We start from the raw sequence: 15,150 nt of genomic DNA, 5'->3' as shown, positions 1-15,150 counted from the left end.
TCGGGACGACCCTCCGCCTTGCGATCGCACGCACCAGACGCCGCCCGGCCTGCCCTTCGGGCAGACGACGCTACTTTCGAAACACGCCCTAGCCGGCTTGCCGGAAGGCGCTTGCCAAAAGGCGCTTGCCGGAAGGCGTTTGTCAGAAGGTGCCAAAGCCTGCTGACAAGCCGTCTCGCATACTTGTTGGTAACAACGTCTAGCGGGCCCCGCCCGCCGCGCCTACCGTCGACGGCATGCCGAACCTGCCCGATGTCGTGCTCTGGTCCATACCGGCGTTCGTCCTGCTCACCGTCCTGGAGATGGTCAGCCACCGGATCCACCCCGACGAGGACGCCGCCGGTTACGAGACCAAGGACGCCGCCACCAGCCTCGGCATGGGGATCGGCAGCCTCGCGTTCGACGCGCTGTGGAAGATCCCCGTGGTCGCGATCTACACCGCCGTCTACGAGCTCACGCCGCTCCGCGTCCCCGTCCTGTGGTGGACGATCCCGCTGATGCTGCTCGCCCAGGACTTCCTCTACTACTGGCAGCACCGCGGACACCACGTCATCCGCATCCTGTGGGCCTGCCACGTCGTCCACCACAGCAGCCGCAAGTTCAACTTCACCACCGCCCTGCGGCAGCCGTGGACCAGCGTGACGGGCTGGCCGTTCTACCTGCCGATGATCGCCCTCGGCGTCCACCCGGCGGCCGTCGCCTTCTGCTACTCGGTCAACCTCGTCTACCAGTTCTGGATCCACACCGAGCGCGTCGACAAGCTGCCCCGGCCCTTCGAGTACGTCCTCAACACGCCCTCCCACCACCGCGTCCACCACGCCTCCCAGGGCGGCTACCTGGACCGGAACTTCGGCGGGATTCTCATCGTCTGGGACCGGATGTTCGGCTCCTGGGTCGGCGAGACCGACCGGCCCGTCTACGGCCTCACCAAGAACATCGAGACGTACAACCCCCTGCGCGTCGCCACCCACGAGTACGCCGCCATCGCCCGCGACCTCCGGTCCGCGACCGGCTGGCGCGAGCGGGCCGGGCGGGTCTTCCGCGGCCCGGGCTGGCAGCCGGCCCCGGCCGCCGGGAAGAGCCCCGCCCCGGAAGCCGCCGTGCAGAGCGCCGCGCCGGAGGCCGCCGCGTGACCGCCGCTCCGACGGCCGTCCGCGCCGCCCCTGCCACCGTCTCCCGCGCGCTGCTCGCCGCCTTCGCGGTCGCCGCCGCCGTCGACCTGATCTCCCTCCTCGCCGGCGCCGAGCTCGGCCACCAGCTCGCCAAGCCGCTCCTGATGCCCCTGCTCGCCGCGTACGCCCTCACGAGGGGTGCCCCGAAGCTCCTGATCGCCGCGCTCCTCTTCGGCTGGGGCGGCGACGTCTTCCTGCTCTCCGACGCCGACTGGGCCTTCCTCGTCGGCATGGGCTCCTTCGCCGGCGGACACGTCTGCTACCTGGTCCTCTTCGGCCGGCAGCGTACGTCTCCGCTCCTCGGCGCCGGATACGCGGCCGCCCTCGTCGGCACCGTCGCGCTCCTCTGGCCCGACCTCCCCGCCGACCTGCGGATCCCCGTCGCCGGGTACTCGCTGCTGCTCACCGCGATGGCCTACCGCGCGAGCGCCCTCGGCCGCGTGGCCGGCCTCGGCGGCGCCCTGTTCCTGCTGTCCGACACCCTCATCGCCACCGGCGTCGCCGAGTGGCCCCAGCTGCCCGCGCCCGACTTCTGGGTCATGCTGACCTACATAGCGGCGCAGTACCTGCTGACCGTGGGAGTGCTCGCCGCGATGTACGGTGAACGTCGTACAACCGACTGACAGCAAGGACCACCCCCCCCATGCGCGCCACCACCATCCACGCCCCGTTCGACATGCGCGTGGAGGACGTGCCCGACCCGGTGATCCAGGACTCCACCGACGTCGTCCTGCGCGTCCTGCGCGCCTGCGTCTGCGGCAGCGACCTGTGGGCGTACCGCGGCGAGTCGGCCCGGCAGCCCGGCCAGCGCATCGGCCACGAGTTCCTCGGCATCGTCGAGGCGGCCGGCTCCGACGTCACCGGCTTCGCCGCCGGCGACCTCGTCGTCGCCCCCTTCGTCTGGTCCGACGGCACCTGCGAGTACTGCGCCGAGGGGCTCCAGACCTCCTGCCCGCGCGGCGGCTTCTGGGGCTCGGTCGGCTCCGACGGCGGCCAGGGCGAGGCCGTCCGCGTCCCCTTCGCCGACGGCACCCTCGTCAAGCTCCCCGCCGACGCCGCCTCCGACGACCACCTGCTCACCGCGCTGCTCGCGCTCTCCGACGTCATGGGCACCGGCCACCACGCCGCCCTCGGCGCGGGCGTGACCCGGGGCTCCACCGTCGCGGTCGTCGGCGACGGCGCCGTCGGGCTCTGCGGGGTCCTCGCCGCCAAGCGACTCGGCGCCGAGCGGATCATCGCCCTCGGCCGCCACACCGCCCGTACCGACATCGCCCGCGCCTTCGGCGCCACCGACGTCGTCGCCGAGCGCGGCGAGGCCGCCGAGGCCGCCGTCCGTGAACTCACCGGCGGCCAGGGCGCGCACGCCGTCATCGAGGCCGTCGGCACCGAGCAGTCCATGCGGACCGCCGTCGCCATCGCCCGCGACGGCGGCTCCATCGGCTACGTCGGCGTCCCGCACGGCAGCGGCACCGGCCTCGACCTCTCCGTCATGTTCGACCGGAACATCGCGCTGCGCGGGGGCGTCGCCCCCGTCCGCGCGTACATCCCGGAGCTGCTCCCTGACGTCCTCGACGGCACCATCGACCCGTCCCCGGTCTTCGACCTGACCGTCGACCTCGACGGCGTCCCCGGCGGCTACAAGGCCATGGACGAGCGCACCGCCCTGAAGGTCCTGATCAAGCCGTAGGGGGTGTCTTGCCGATCACGCCGGGCTCGCGGGGTCTGGCACGGCACCTCGCCGCGTTGCCGAAACGCCCCCATAGTCCCCCGTAGCCCTTCGGGCACGGGAGGCACCCCCACCGCTATGAGGGTGCTCCGGCGCCTTGCGATGCACCGCACCAGACCCCGCTCCCTCATCCGGCCTGATCGGCAAGACACCCCCTAGTCCACACCGGGGCGTCCGTCCCCGCGAGGCCCGGCGGGCGCGACCAGCCCGTCGGGCCGCCCTCGTACGCGACCGGCGACAGCGCGTGCCGCAGCCGTCCCAGCGGACCGTCCGTATCGGTGAGGTACCGCCCGGGCTCGTACCGGTGCAGCCCGTGCGTCAGCCAGTGCCCGGTCTGCGCGAGCGCCAGCCGTACGAGCCGGGTGCCGCCGTCCCGGTCCTGCTCCGTCAGCGAGCGCAGGACCGCCGCCGCGAGCAGATAGCCCGTCCCGTGGTCCAGGGCTTGCGCCGGCAGCGTGCCCGGCTCCTCCGCCGAGCCCTCGGCCACCGCGATCCCGGTCGCCACCTGCACCAGGCTGTCGAAGCCGCGCCGCTCCGCCCAGGGGCCGTAGTCGCCCCAGGCGGAGAGCCGCGCGGTCACCAGACCGGGCCGGTCGAGGCCGAAGCGCTCGAGCGCGCCGGGGCGGTAGCCGGTGACCAGCACGTCTGCCCCGTCGAGCAGCTCGTCGAAGGTACGCCGGTCCGAGGGGCTGTTCAGGTCGAGGGCTGCGGTCCGCTTCCCGATGTCCGTGTCCGCGTGCTGGTCCGGCAGTTCGGGGTTGCCCGGCGGGTCGATCCGCAGCACGTCCGCGCCGAGCAGCGCCAGCGTCCGGGTCGCGACGGGACCCGCGATCACGCGGGTCAGATCGAGGACCCGCAGGGGACCCGAGCGGCGCCGCGGCGGGGTGTCGTCGAGCCGCTCCCGGGTCAGCAGCGGCCGCGCGGCCACCTCCCGGCCCTGCGCGCACTCCGCCCACTCCCCGGGCGTGCGCAGGGCGACGGCCAGGCCCCCGGCCGCGTACACCGCGCTCTCGACGTCGACGGCCTTCCGCTCCGCGATCGCCGCCGCGACGGCCTCCACCGACTCCTCCCGGACCCCGAGCGCGGCGAGCAGCGCCGCCCGGTGGTGCGGGTAGTTGGCGTGCGTACGGACCCAGCCGTCCGCCGCCCGCCAGAACCGCGACAGCGGCGCGAAGCTCACCGGCGCCCGCCCGTCGACCCGCAGATGACGCTCGCTCACGAAGGCGGTGGCGACGGCCCCGTCGTCCACCCGCACGCGCCCCGGAAGTCCCGCGCGCTCGACGGCCGCCAGTCCGGCGACCGCGACCGCGGCCCGGGCCAGGTCCATCACGGGCAGCCGTGCGGGCAGCAGCCCGGAGGGCCCGCGGTACTCCACCCGGTCCACCAGCGCGGGATCGCCGCCCAGGGCCGACCACAGCAACTCCGTACCCGTACGCACTGTGTTGTCCATGCCGATGTCCATGCCGTTGTCCATGACCGCAGCATGGCACTCAGTGCCATGCGAAAGGGCCCTGGTGTGGCACACCACACCAGGGCCCTCCTCACGCCGTACCGCTTACTTCACGGCGTCCAGCGCGTCGATCAGACCGGCCCCGTAGAAGCCGTTCTTGTTCGTGCCACCCTCGCAGACGGCGTCGATCTTGCCGTCGCCCTCGATGTCGTACGGGTTGGTGCAGGCGCGGTCGTCGGCCTGCGCGTACAGCAGCGCCTTGAGGGCCGCCGGGGACGCGTAGGGGTGCGTCGACTTGATGAGCGCCAGGACACCCGCCGCGTGCGGCGAGGCCATCGACGTACCGGCCTTGTAGTTGTAGCCGCCGTTGACCGTGGTCGACAGGATGCGGCCGTTGACCGCCGGGGCGTCCGGCGTCTGGTACTCGGTGCGGTCACCGCCGGGGGCGGAGACGTCGATCACGCCGAGACCGTAGTTGGAGTAGGACGACTTGAGGCCCTTGGCTCCGGTCGCGGAGACCGTGACGACACCCGGCAGCATGGCCGGGTAGTCGAGGCACTCCTTCGGGTCGATGACCCGGTGGCCCGGCGTGGTGTCGTTCGGGCTGCTGTCGTCGACGATCGAGTCGGCCGCGAGGTCGAACTTCGAGTTGCCGGCCGCGGCGACGTTGACGGTGCCCTTGTGCTCCGCGTAGCGGGTCGCACGGGTGACCGCCTCGATGAGGGCCTTCTGGTCCTCGTCGGTCTTGCAGGCGAACATCCACGGGTCGGTGTAGTAGCTGTTGTTCGTGATGTCGACGCCGTGCTCGGCCGCCCACACGAAGCCGCAGACCACGGCCTCGGTGTAGAAGAAGCCGTCAGGGGTGGACACCTTGATGCCAGAGACCTTGACGCCCGGGGCGACACCGGTGACGCCGATGCCGTTCTTGGCGGCGGCGATCGTGCCGGCGACGTGCGTGCCGTGGTCGCTCTCGCCCGGGTTCGGGCGCCACGAGCCGGCGGTGGTGTCCGGCTTGCCGGACACGCAGTTGGCGGACGCGGCGGCGTCGAAGTTCGGCGCCAGGTCCGGGTGGGTGTCGTCGACACCCGTGTCGATGACGCCGACGGTCACACGCTTGCTGCCGAGCGTCTTCTGGTGGGCCTTGTCCGCCTTGATGGCGGGCAGGTCCCACTGCAGGGGCTCCAGCGGGTCCTGCGCGTCCGTGGCACTGTCCGCGGCGGCCTTGGCCTCGGCCGCGGTCAGCGACTGCGCGCCCTCGTCGACGGAGGTGTCGGACTGGACGGAGAGCGGGGCGGTACGGGTCGAACCGACCGACGCCACGCCACGTGCCTGACGAACCGTCTTCGCGAACTCGGGGTTCTGCGAGTGGACGACTATCACGCCTATCTGGTCGTACGAGATGACCACCTCGCCACCGGCGGCGGCGATCGCCTTCTTCACCGAGGCGGCGGTCCAGCGGCCACCCTCGACGTTGACGACGTACGAGAGCTTCGGCCCGTTCGTCGCCACGACGGCCGCGGCCGGGGCGTCACTCAGCTCCGCGGCGGAGGCGGCGCCGGAGGGAAGGAAGCCGAGCGAGGCCGTGAGCGCGAGACCAGCAGGCAGAGCAAGAGCTCGGCCGCGCCTCGATCCCAGATGAGCCATGGGTTCTCCACATCATCCGTATGTACTGTCCACGCGCGGGTTTACGCGTGAGCAGGTGCATGACGAGTGAAGCTATCGCTGATCTTCCCGGTCCTTCAATGAGTTGAGAAGACTTTATGAAGATCTGTGCGAATAAAACCCTCGCGTGAACCGCTTCGCTTCCGGCTCCGTGCCGTTGGACAGGGGAGGAGCTCCGCCCGGAGCCCCCGTTCCCGCCCCCCGGTGAGGCCCCCTTGACCATGCCGCCCGCCCCCGCGTCACGAGGAGATTCCGTGGCTACCGAAGCACCGCCGCCGCCCAGAAACGGAACGGAGACCGGCCACGGTCCCGTGCCGCCCACGACGGAGCAGTTCGTCGAGGTGCAGGAAGGCGCGGAGTTCGGCGAACTGCGCCGTACCTACCGCTCCTTCGCCTTCCCCCTCACCCTCGCCTTCATCGCCTGGTACCTGCTCTACGTGCTGCTCTCCAACTACGCGGGCGACTTCATGGGCACCAAGCTCTTCGGCAACATCAACGTGGCGCTGGTCCTGGGCCTCGGTCAGTTCCTGACCACCTTCCTCATCGCCTGGCTCTACTCGCGGCACGCCGCGAACCGCCTCGACCCCCGGGCCGAGGCCATCCGGAACCGTATGGAGGGCGACGCATGAGAACCACCGTCCTGCTCGCGGCGGGCAACGCCACCAGCGAGCACCGGCCGCTGATCATCGCCCTCTTCGGGGCCTTCGTGATCGCCACCCTGGTCATCACCGTCTGGGCCGGCCGCCAGACCCGCAGCGCCGCCGACTTCTACGCCGGCGGCGGCCAGTTCACCGGCTTCCAGAACGGCCTCGCGATCTCCGGCGACTACATGTCCGCCGCGTCCTTCCTCGGCATCAGCGGCGCCATCGCCCTCTACGGCTACGACGGCTTCCTCTACTCGATCGGCTTCCTGGTCGCCTGGCTCGTCGCCCTGCTCCTCGTCGCCGAGCCCCTCCGCAACTCCGGCCGGTTCACGATGGGCGACGTCCTCGCCTACCGGATGCGCCAGCGGCCCGTCCGTACCGCCGCCGGCACCTCGACCATCGTCGTCTCGATCTTCTACCTGCTCGCACAGATGGCCGGCGCGGGCGTCCTCGTCTCGCTGCTGCTCGGCATCACCAGCGACGGCGGCAAGGTCGCGATCGTCGCCCTCGTCGGCGTCCTGATGATCGTCTACGTGACCATCGGCGGCATGAAGGGCACCACCTGGGTGCAGATGGTGAAGGCCGTCCTGCTCATCGCGGGCACGCTCCTCATCACCTTCCTCATCCTGCTGAAGTTCGACTTCAACCTCTCGCAGCTGCTCGGCGCCGCCGCCACCAACAGCGGCAAGGGCGACGCCTTCCTGGAGCCCGGCCTCAAGTACGGGGCCAGCGGCCTGTCGAAGCTGGACTTCCTCTCCCTCGGCATCGCGCTCGTCCTCGGCACGGCCGGCCTGCCCCACATCCTGATCCGCTTCTACACGGTGCCGACCGCCCAGGCCGCCCGTAAGTCGGTCAACTGGGCCATCGGCATCATCGGCGCGTTCTACCTGATGACGATCGTCCTCGGCTTCGGTGCCGCCGCCCTGCTCAGCGGCGACACCATCAAGGCGTCCAACAAGGCGGGCAACACGGCGGCCCCGCTCACCGCCCTGGAGGTCGGCGGCGGCGCCGACTCCACCGGCGGCGCGATCCTCCTCGCCGTCATCTCCGCCGTCGCCTTCGCCACCATCCTCGCCGTGGTCGCCGGGCTGACCCTCGCCTCCTCCTCGTCGTTCGCGCACGACATCTACGCGAACGTGATCAGGCGCGGGAAGGCCACCGAGCAGGAGGAGATGCGGGCCGCCCGCTGGTCGACCGTCCTCATCGGCATCGTCTCGATCGCGCTCGGCGCCCTCGCGCGCGACCTCAACGTCGCCGGCCTGGTCGCCCTCGCCTTCGCCGTCGCCGCCTCGGCCAACCTGCCGACGATCCTCTACTCGCTCTTCTGGAAGCGGTTCACCACCCAGGGCGCGCTCTGGTCGATCTACGGCGGACTGGCCTCCTCCGTCCTCCTCGTCCTCTTCTCCCCGGTCGTCTCCGGCGGACCGGCCTCGATGTTCAAGGGCGTGGACTTCCACTGGTTCCCGCTGGAGAACCCCGGCCTCGTCTCGATCCCGCTCGGCTTCCTCCTCGGCTGGCTCGGCTCGCTCCTCTCCAAGGAGGAGCCGGACGCGGGCAAGTACGCGGAGCTGGAGGTCAAGTCCCTCACGGGCGTCGGAGTGGCCGCCGCGGTGAAGCACTGACCGCAGCGCAGCGGACCGTATACGTTCCGCGATCAACGGGCGGCCGCGTCGTAGAGTTCTACGACGCGGCCGCGCCGGTCCCGTGACAATCTGCCCTGCTCGTTGTCCGCGGGCTCACGTAGTCTCGAACCACACGCATCCGCAAGACGGGGAGGGGGCCCACAGTGCTCATCGACACCTACGGCAGGGTCGCCACCGACCTGCGCGTCTCGCTCACCGACCGGTGCAACCTGCGCTGCACCTACTGCATGCCCGAAGAGGGCCTCCAGTGGCTCGCGAAGCCGGATCTCCTCACCGACGACGAGATCGTCCGGCTCATCCGCATCGCCGTCACCGACCTCGGCGTCACCGAGGTCCGCTTCACCGGCGGCGAGCCGCTGCTCCGCCCCGGCCTCGTCGGGATCGTCGAGCGCGTCGCCGCCCTCGAGCCCCGCCCCCGGATGTCCCTCACCACCAACGGCATCGGGCTCAAGCGCACCGCGACGGCCCTCAAGGCCGCCGGCCTCGACCGGGTCAACGTCTCCCTGGACACCCTGCGCCCCGAGGTCTTCAAGACCCTCACCCGGCGCGACCGCCACCGCGACGTCATCGACGGCATGGCCGCCGCGCGGGACGCCGGCCTCACCCCGGTGAAGGTCAACGCGGTCCTGATGCCCGGGCTCAACGACGACGAGGCACCCGACCTGCTCGCCTGGGCGGTCGCGGAGGGTTACGAGCTCCGCTTCATCGAGCAGATGCCCCTCGACGCCCAGCACGGCTGGAAGCGCGACGGCATGATCACCGCGGGGGACATCCTGGAATCCCTGCGCACCCGCTTCACCCTGACCGCCGAGGGCGCCGACGAGCGCGGCTCCGCCCCCGCCGAGCGCTGGGTCGTCGACGGCGGACCGCACACGGTCGGCGTCATCGCCTCCGTCACCCGCCCGTTCTGCCGGGCCTGCGACCGCACGCGACTCACCGCCGACGGACAGGTCCGCACCTGCCTCTTCGCCACCGAGGAGACGGACCTGCGGGCGACGCTCCGCTCGGACGCCCCGGACGAAGAGGTCGCGCGGATCTGGAAGCGGGCCATGTGGGGCAAGAAGGCCGGCTCGGGCCTCGACGATCCGAGCTTCCTCCAGCCCGACCGCCCGATGTCGGCGATCGGCGGCTGAGTTCGCGAAGTCCGAGGCAGCGTCAGCCGTTCAAGGCTGACGCAGCCTCGCGGCATCAGCCTTCGGGCGACTCCCACTCGCTCAGCGCGACGACGTCCTTGAGGAACCCTCGTACACCCAGGAACTGGGAGAGGTGCTCGCGGTGCCCCTCGCACGCGAGCCACGTCTTGCGCCGCTCGGGCGTGTGCAGCTTGGGGTTGTTCCACGCGAGGACCCAGACGGCGTCGGCGCGGCAGCCCTTGGCGGAACAGATCGGCTTCTCTTCGCTCACCTGATCATTGTCCAGCAAGGGCGATGCCGGGCAGCCACGGGGGGAGCTGCCCGGCATCGGTCCGTCGCTCCGACGGGGGATGCGGAGCGCGTAGGCAGTATGTCACGGCACATGGGGTGAGGTGCACTGGAACTTCACGATTGATCTGAGCTCTTCTTGAGGTTTCCGGCCACTGTCCGTGATCACTTCCGGCCGTACGGAGCCTCGGCTCCGGGGCCCTCCGGCGCCTCCGCCGCACCCAGCGCCGGGCGTACCGGAGTGGTGACGAAGGTGGAGGGAAGGGCCGGAGACGTCTCGCGGCCCGCGTTGGCGATGACCACGGCGATATAGGGGAGCAGGATCCCCAGGGCGAGCGCCACGACCGCGACGTGCCGTTCGACGTTCCACAGCACCGCCGCGGCGATCACGGAGAACGTTCGGACCGTCATGGAGATGATGTACCGCCGCTGCCGGCCCCGGACGTCGTCGGCGAGCCCCTGACGGGCCCCCGTGATCCGGAAGACCTCGGTTCCGCCACGCTTCGGCATCGCCTGTCCACCACCCACCGGTCGCGCCGGACCCTCCCTGGTCCGGACCTCGTTCCACCGTACGCCCGCCCTTCCGCGCCGACGAGACCGGGGGCACGGATGGCGGTGCCCGACATGCGCCGAATGGCGCACGGGCCGAGACTGGGCCCACGTGCGCAAAAGGAGGCGACGATGAGTTGGTTGTGGGCGATCATCGTGGGGTTCGTCCTCGGTCTGATCGCGAAGGCGATCCTGCCGGGGAAGCAACAGATCCCGCTGTGGCTGACGACCGTGTTCGGCATTCTCGGCAGTGTCCTCGGCAACGCGGTCGCGACCTGGATCGGTGTCAACGACACCAAGGGCATCGACTGGACCCGCCACCTGCTCCAGCTGATCGGCGCCGTCGCCGTGGTCGGGGTGGGCGACATGGTCTGGGCCTCGATGAAGGGCAACAGACAGCGGGCGTGACACACCCGTGAAATCCGGGAGGCCCGGTACAGCACCTCAGGTGCCGTACCGGGCCTCCCGGTGTGCGGGACGGTCTCGGGTCCTGTCCGCCGGACAGGACCTCGTCAGTCCTCCGCGCCGGCGAACTCGATCGCCGCCAGGTTCTTCTTGCCGCGCCGCAGCACCAGCCAGCGGCCGTGCAGCAGCTCGTCCGCCGACACCTCGGCGTCCTCGGCGGTGACCTTCACGTTGTTCACGTACGCCCCGCCCTCCTTCACCGTGCGGCGCGCGCCCGACTTGCTCGGCGCGAGCCCGACCTCGGTGAACAGGTCCACGACCTGGCCGAGCTCGGTCACGCGCGCGTGCGGCAGCTCGGACAGGGCGGCGGCGAGCGTCGCCCCGTCCAGCTCGGCCAGGTCGCCCTGCCCGAACAGCGCCTTCGAGGCGTTGATGACGGCCGCGCACTGCTCCGCGCCGTGCACGAGCGTGGTGAGCTCCTCGGCGAGCGCCCGCTGGGCGGCGCGCGCCTGCGGCCGCTCGGCGGTCTGCGCCTCCAGCTCCTCCAGCTCTTCGCGGGACCTGAAGGAGAGGATCCGCATGTACGTCGAGATGTCGCGGTCGTCGACGTTCAGCCAGAACTGGTAGAACGCGTACGGCGTGGTCATCTCCGGGTCGAGCCAGACGGCCCCGCCCTCGGTCTTGCCGAACTTGGTGCCGTCCGCCTTGACCATCAGCGGCGTCGCCAGCGCGTGCACCTCGGCGCCGGGCTCCATGCGGTGGATCAGGTCGAGCCCGGCCACCAGGTTGCCCCACTGGTCCGACCCGCCCTGCTGGAGCACGCAGCCGTAGCGGCGGTACAGCTCCAGGAAGTCCATGCCCTGGAGCAACTGGTAGCTGAACTCCGTGTAGCTGATGCCCTGCTCGGACTCCAGGCGCCGGGCCACGGAGTCCTTGGTCAGCATCTTGTTGACCCGGAAGTGCTTGCCGATGTCCCGCAGGAACTCGATCGCGGACAGTCCGGCGGTCCAGTCGAGGTTGTTCACCATGACCGCCGCGTTCTCCCCCTCGAAGGAGAGGAAGGGCTCGATCTGCGTCCGCAGCCGGTTCACCCAGTTCGCGACCGTCTCGGGGTCGTTCAGGGTGCGCTCGGCCGTCGGCCGCGGGTCACCGATCTGCCCGGTGGCCCCGCCGACCAGCGCCAGCGGCCGGTGCCCGGCCTGCTGGAGCCGGCGGACGGTGAGGACCTGGACCAGGTGGCCGACATGGAGACTGGCCGCGGTCGGGTCGAAACCGCAATAGAACGTGACGGGACCGTCCGCGAGAGCCTTGCGCAGTGCGTCCTCATCGGTGGACTGGGCGAAGAGCCCACGCCACTTCAGCTCGTCGACGATGTCCGTCACGACCGTCAGTCTCCTCAGGTTGTTGGTGGTACGACCGCTCAGTCTAGGTGTGTCAGACCCCCTTGCTGACCGAGCTCATGTTGAAGTCCGGCACCCGCAGGGCGGGCATCGCGGCCCGGGTGAACCAGTCGCTCCACTCGCGCGGCAGCGTCTTCTCCGTCCGGCCCGCCTCCGTGGCCCGCGACAGCAGGTCCACCGGCGACTCGTTGAACCGGAAGTTGTTCACCTCGCCGACGACCTCGCCGTTCTCGACGAGGTAGACGCCGTCCCGGGTCAGTCCGGTCAGCAGCAGCGTCGCCGGATCGACCTCGCGGATGTACCAGAGGCAGGTCAGCAGCAGACCACGCTCGGTCGAGGCGACCATCTCCTCCAGGGAGCGCTCGCCGCCGCCGTCCAGGATCAGGTTCCCCGCCCCGGGCGCCACGGGCAACCGGGTAAGTCCCGCGGTGTGCCGGGTGGTGATCAGGTGGGCCAGGCTTCCGGCCTTCACCCAGTCGATCGGCTCGACCGGCAGACCGTTGTCGAAGACGGAGGAGTCGTCTCCGGAGGAGTGCGCGATCACGAAGGGCGCGGACTCCAGGCCCGGCTCGTTCGGGTCGCTGCGCAGGGTCAGCGGCAGCGGGGAGAGCGTCTCGCCGAGCCGGGTGCCGCCGCCGGGCTTGGAGAAGACCGTACGGCCCTCGACCGCGTCCCGGGCGGTGGACGACCACAGCTGGTAGATCATCAGGTCGGCCACGGCGGTCGGCGGCAGCAGCGTCTCGTACCGCCCGGCGGGCAGCTCGATCCGCCGCTCCGCCCAGCCGAGCCGGACCGCCAGCTCGGCGTCGAGCGCGGCCGGGTCGACGTCCTTGAAGTCCCGCGTCGAGCGCCCGGCCCAGGCGGAGCGCGACCGGTCGGGGGACTTGGCGTTCAGCTCCAGGGTCCCGTTGGGCTGGTCGTGCCGGAGCCGCAGCCCCGTGGACGTACCCAGGTAGGTGGAGGTCAGCTCGTGGTTGGCGAAACCGTAGAGCTCACGCCCGCCGGCCCGGGCCCGGGCGAAGGCCTCGCCGAGCGTCGGGGCGAAGTCGGTGAAGACGGCGGAGGAGGTCTCGGCCGGGGCGTCCGTGAAGTCGGGCGACGAGGGCACGCCCTCGACCAGCGGCTGGGCGTCCTCGGCGGGCCCGGCGGCCCGCGCGGCGGCCTCGGCGGCCCGGACGAGCGGCTCCAGGTCGTCGACGGTCACGGCCGACCGGGAGACGACACCGGAGGCGCTGCCCTGGGCGCCGTCGACGGTCGCGATGACGGTGAGGGTGCGGCCCCGGGTGACACCGTTGGTGGTCAGCGCGTTCCCGGCCCAGCGCAGATTGGCGGAGGACTCCTCGTCGGCGATGACGACACACCCGTCGGCACGGGACAGCTCAAGAGCCCGCTCGACGATCTCGTACGGCTTGCTGACGCGGCTCATCGACCGGCCTCCTGCGTCGTGTTAAGGATGTTGACGCCCCGGAAGAGGGCGGAGGGGCAGCCGTGGGAGACCGCGGCGACCTGGCCCGGCTGGGCCTTGCCGCAGTTGAACGCGCCGCCGAGGACGTACGTCTGCGGGCCGCCGACCTGCTCCATCGAGCCCCAGAACTCGGTCGTCGTCGCCTGGTACGCCACGTCCCGCAGCTGCCCGGCGAGCCGCCCGTTCTCGATGCGGAAGAAGCGCTGACCGGTGAACTGGAAGTTGTAGCGCTGCATGTCGATCGACCACGACCGGTCGCCGACCACGTAGACGCCCCGCTCGACCCCGCCGATCAGGTCCTCCGTCGACAGACCACCCGGGTCCGGCTGGAGCGAGACGTTCGCCATCCGCTGCACCGGCACGTGCGCGGGGGAGTCCGCGAAGGCGCAGCCGTTCGAGCGGCCGAGGCCCGTGAGCTTCGCGATCCGCCGGTCCAGCTGGTAGCCGACGAGCGTGCCGTCCTTCACCAGGTCCCAGCTCTGCGCCTCGACGCCCTCGTCGTCGTACCCGACGGTGGCGAGCCCGTGCTCGGCCGTCCTGTCACCCGTCACGTTCATGATCGACGAGCCGTACGCCAGCTTGCCCAGCTGGTCGAAGGTGGCGAAGGAGGTGCCGGCGTAGGCCGCCTCGTAGCCCAGGGCCCGGTCCAGCTCCGTGGCGTGCCCGATCGACTCGTGGATCGTCAGCCAGAGGTTCGACGGGTCCACGACCAGGTCGTACCGCCCGGCCTCGACGCTCGGTGCCCGCATCTTCTCGGCCAGCAGCCCCGGGATCTCGTCGAGCTCCTTGTCCCAGTCCCAGCCGGTGCCCGTCAGGTACTCCCAGCCCCGCCCGGCCGGCGGCGCGATCGTCCGCATCGAGTCGAACTCACCGGTCGTCCCGTCCACGGCGACCGCCGTGAGCTGCGGGTGCAGCCGGACGCGCTGCTGGGTCGTGACGGTGCCCGCCGTGTCCGCGTAGAACTTGTTCTCGTGGACGGTGAGCAGCGAGGCGTCCACGTGCGCCACGCCCTCCGCCCCGAGCAGCCGCGCGCTCCAGTCGGCGAGCAGCGCGCTCTTCTCCTCGCCGGGGATGGAGAAGGGGTCGATCTCGTACGAGGACACCCAGGTGCGCTCGGCGTGCACCGGCTCCTGCGCGAGCTCCACCCTCTCCTCGGAGCCCGCCGCGGCGATGACCTTCGCCGACAGCTTGGCCATCGCCACCGCCTGCGAGGCGACCCGCGCGGCCGCGTCCATGGTCAGGTCGACCCCGGAGGCGAACCCCCAGGCCCCGCCGTGCACCACCCGCACCGCGTAGCCGAGGTCGGTGGTGTCCGAGGAACCGGACGGTTTGGCGTCCCGCAGCCGCCACGAGGCGCTGCGCACCCGCTCCAGGCGGAAGTCGGCGTGCTCGGCGCCGAGCGCGCGCGCCCGGGCGAGCGCCGCGTCGGCGAGCGCCCGCAGGGGCAGCGCGACGAACGTAGGGTCGATCTGATGGCCCACGAGCGGCCTCGCTCTCGGTGATCGGAAGACGGCGATGGAACTGCCCCGGAAGTCAATCATGGGAAGGCCGGCCGGGTGGGCCCATTGGAGGGGCCCCGCGGAGCGTGTGCCGGGCCCTCCCCGGCGGGCCCG

At 71.3% G+C, this 15,150-nt stretch carries 14 protein-coding genes; 7 read left to right on the top strand and 7 right to left on the bottom strand.

Features of this window, described 5'->3' with window-relative positions:
• Window positions 1-236: 236 nt before the first annotated feature.
• Genes ACWFR1_RS34450 through ACWFR1_RS34440 form a run of 3 tightly spaced genes read left to right on the top strand, consistent with a single transcriptional unit; the run spans window position 237 to window position 2,859 of the window.
• Window positions 237-1,133, top strand: a complete 897-nt coding sequence (locus tag ACWFR1_RS34450) for a sterol desaturase family protein (RefSeq protein WP_453558324.1) — start codon at window positions 237-239, stop codon at window positions 1,131-1,133.
• Entirely contained in the window at window positions 1,130-1,795 is a 666-nt protein-coding gene (locus ACWFR1_RS34445; RefSeq protein WP_453558321.1) for a lysoplasmalogenase, read from the top strand. The genes ACWFR1_RS34450 and ACWFR1_RS34445 overlap by 4 nt, the downstream gene beginning before the upstream one ends.
• Before the next feature lie 20 nt (window positions 1,796-1,815).
• Window positions 1,816-2,859, top strand: coding sequence for a zinc-dependent alcohol dehydrogenase family protein (locus tag ACWFR1_RS34440; RefSeq protein WP_453558318.1), 1,044 nt, complete (start codon window positions 1,816-1,818; stop codon window positions 2,857-2,859).
• Between the two features lie 166 nt (window positions 2,860-3,025).
• On the opposite strand, the gene ACWFR1_RS34435 is transcribed toward ACWFR1_RS34440, so the two are convergent.
• Window positions 3,026-4,372, bottom strand: coding sequence for a CoA transferase (locus ACWFR1_RS34435; protein WP_453558315.1), 1,347 nt, complete (start codon window positions 4,370-4,372; stop codon window positions 3,026-3,028).
• 81 nt (window positions 4,373-4,453) lie between these two features.
• On the bottom strand, window positions 4,454-5,992 hold the full coding sequence (locus tag ACWFR1_RS34430; RefSeq protein WP_453558312.1) for a S8 family peptidase: 1,539 nt from the start codon (window positions 5,990-5,992) through the stop codon (window positions 4,454-4,456).
• Window positions 5,993-6,264: 272 nt separating this feature from the next.
• Here ACWFR1_RS34430 and ACWFR1_RS34425 point away from each other — a divergent pair, with 272 nt between their 5' ends.
• From ACWFR1_RS34425 to moaA, 3 genes are all read left to right on the top strand, one after another.
• Window positions 6,265-6,639, top strand: a complete 375-nt coding sequence (locus ACWFR1_RS34425; RefSeq protein ID WP_453558309.1) for a DUF485 domain-containing protein — start codon at window positions 6,265-6,267, stop codon at window positions 6,637-6,639.
• Window positions 6,636-8,276 (top strand): solute symporter family protein, encoded by a 1,641-nt coding sequence (locus ACWFR1_RS34420; RefSeq protein WP_453558307.1) that lies wholly within the window; start codon window positions 6,636-6,638, stop codon window positions 8,274-8,276. Before ACWFR1_RS34425 ends, ACWFR1_RS34420 begins: the two co-directional genes overlap by 4 nt.
• Before the next feature lie 164 nt (window positions 8,277-8,440).
• Window positions 8,441-9,430, top strand: coding sequence for a GTP 3',8-cyclase MoaA (moaA, locus tag ACWFR1_RS34415; protein WP_453558304.1), 990 nt, complete (start codon window positions 8,441-8,443; stop codon window positions 9,428-9,430).
• A 55-nt stretch (window positions 9,431-9,485) separates the two neighbouring features.
• Here moaA and ACWFR1_RS34410 read toward each other — a convergent pair whose 3' ends face one another.
• Both ACWFR1_RS34410 and ACWFR1_RS34405 read right to left on the bottom strand, forming a co-directional pair.
• Window positions 9,486-9,701, bottom strand: coding sequence for a hypothetical protein (locus ACWFR1_RS34410; RefSeq protein ID WP_453558302.1), 216 nt, complete (start codon window positions 9,699-9,701; stop codon window positions 9,486-9,488).
• A 182-nt stretch (window positions 9,702-9,883) separates the two neighbouring features.
• Window positions 9,884-10,228 (bottom strand): DUF3099 domain-containing protein, encoded by a 345-nt coding sequence (locus ACWFR1_RS34405; RefSeq protein ID WP_453558300.1) that lies wholly within the window; start codon window positions 10,226-10,228, stop codon window positions 9,884-9,886.
• Between the two features lie 171 nt (window positions 10,229-10,399).
• Between ACWFR1_RS34405 and ACWFR1_RS34400 the strand changes: the two genes are divergently transcribed.
• Window positions 10,400-10,675, top strand: a complete 276-nt coding sequence (locus tag ACWFR1_RS34400) for a GlsB/YeaQ/YmgE family stress response membrane protein (protein ID WP_453558298.1) — start codon at window positions 10,400-10,402, stop codon at window positions 10,673-10,675.
• Window positions 10,676-10,779: 104 nt separating this feature from the next.
• Here the strand turns inward: ACWFR1_RS34400 and tyrS are convergent, their stop codons facing one another.
• From tyrS to ACWFR1_RS34385, 3 genes are read right to left on the bottom strand one after another with little or no spacing between them, the layout of a single operon-like run.
• Entirely contained in the window at window positions 10,780-12,054 is a 1,275-nt protein-coding gene (tyrS, locus tag ACWFR1_RS34395) for a tyrosine--tRNA ligase (protein ID WP_453558296.1), read from the bottom strand.
• A gap of 52 nt (window positions 12,055-12,106) precedes the next feature.
• Window positions 12,107-13,498, bottom strand: coding sequence for a metallopeptidase TldD-related protein (locus ACWFR1_RS34390; RefSeq protein WP_453558294.1), 1,392 nt, complete (start codon window positions 13,496-13,498; stop codon window positions 12,107-12,109).
• The gene (locus tag ACWFR1_RS34385) at window positions 13,495-15,018 is read right to left on the bottom strand and encodes a TldD/PmbA family protein (RefSeq protein WP_453558293.1); all 1,524 of its coding nucleotides are present in this window, start codon (window positions 15,016-15,018) and stop codon (window positions 13,495-13,497) included. The genes ACWFR1_RS34390 and ACWFR1_RS34385 overlap by 4 nt, the downstream gene beginning before the upstream one ends.
• Between the last annotated feature and the right edge of the window lie 132 nt (window positions 15,019-15,150).

The organism is Streptomyces sp. NPDC055103, assembly GCF_053607625.1.
Note: the sequence above shows the minus strand (reverse complement) of the source record. Positions and strands in the feature narration are given on the sequence as shown.

Coding starts and splice junctions, on each gene's coding strand:
- ACWFR1_RS34400 (WP_453558298.1), top strand. CDS start 10,400: ATGAGTTGGTTGTGGGCGATCATCGTGGGGTTCGTCCTCGGTCTGATC.
- ACWFR1_RS34440 (WP_453558318.1), top strand. CDS start 1,816: ATGCGCGCCACCACCATCCACGCCCCGTTCGACATGCGCGTGGAGGAC.
- ACWFR1_RS34430 (WP_453558312.1), bottom strand. CDS start 5,992: ATGGCTCATCTGGGATCGAGGCGCGGCCGAGCTCTTGCTCTGCCTGCT.
- ACWFR1_RS34420 (WP_453558307.1), top strand. CDS start 6,636: ATGAGAACCACCGTCCTGCTCGCGGCGGGCAACGCCACCAGCGAGCAC.
- ACWFR1_RS34405 (WP_453558300.1), bottom strand. CDS start 10,228: ATGCCGAAGCGTGGCGGAACCGAGGTCTTCCGGATCACGGGGGCCCGT.
- ACWFR1_RS34435 (WP_453558315.1), bottom strand. CDS start 4,372: ATGGACAACGGCATGGACATCGGCATGGACAACACAGTGCGTACGGGT.
- ACWFR1_RS34390 (WP_453558294.1), bottom strand. CDS start 13,498: ATGAGCCGCGTCAGCAAGCCGTACGAGATCGTCGAGCGGGCTCTTGAG.
- ACWFR1_RS34450 (WP_453558324.1), top strand. CDS start 237: ATGCCGAACCTGCCCGATGTCGTGCTCTGGTCCATACCGGCGTTCGTC.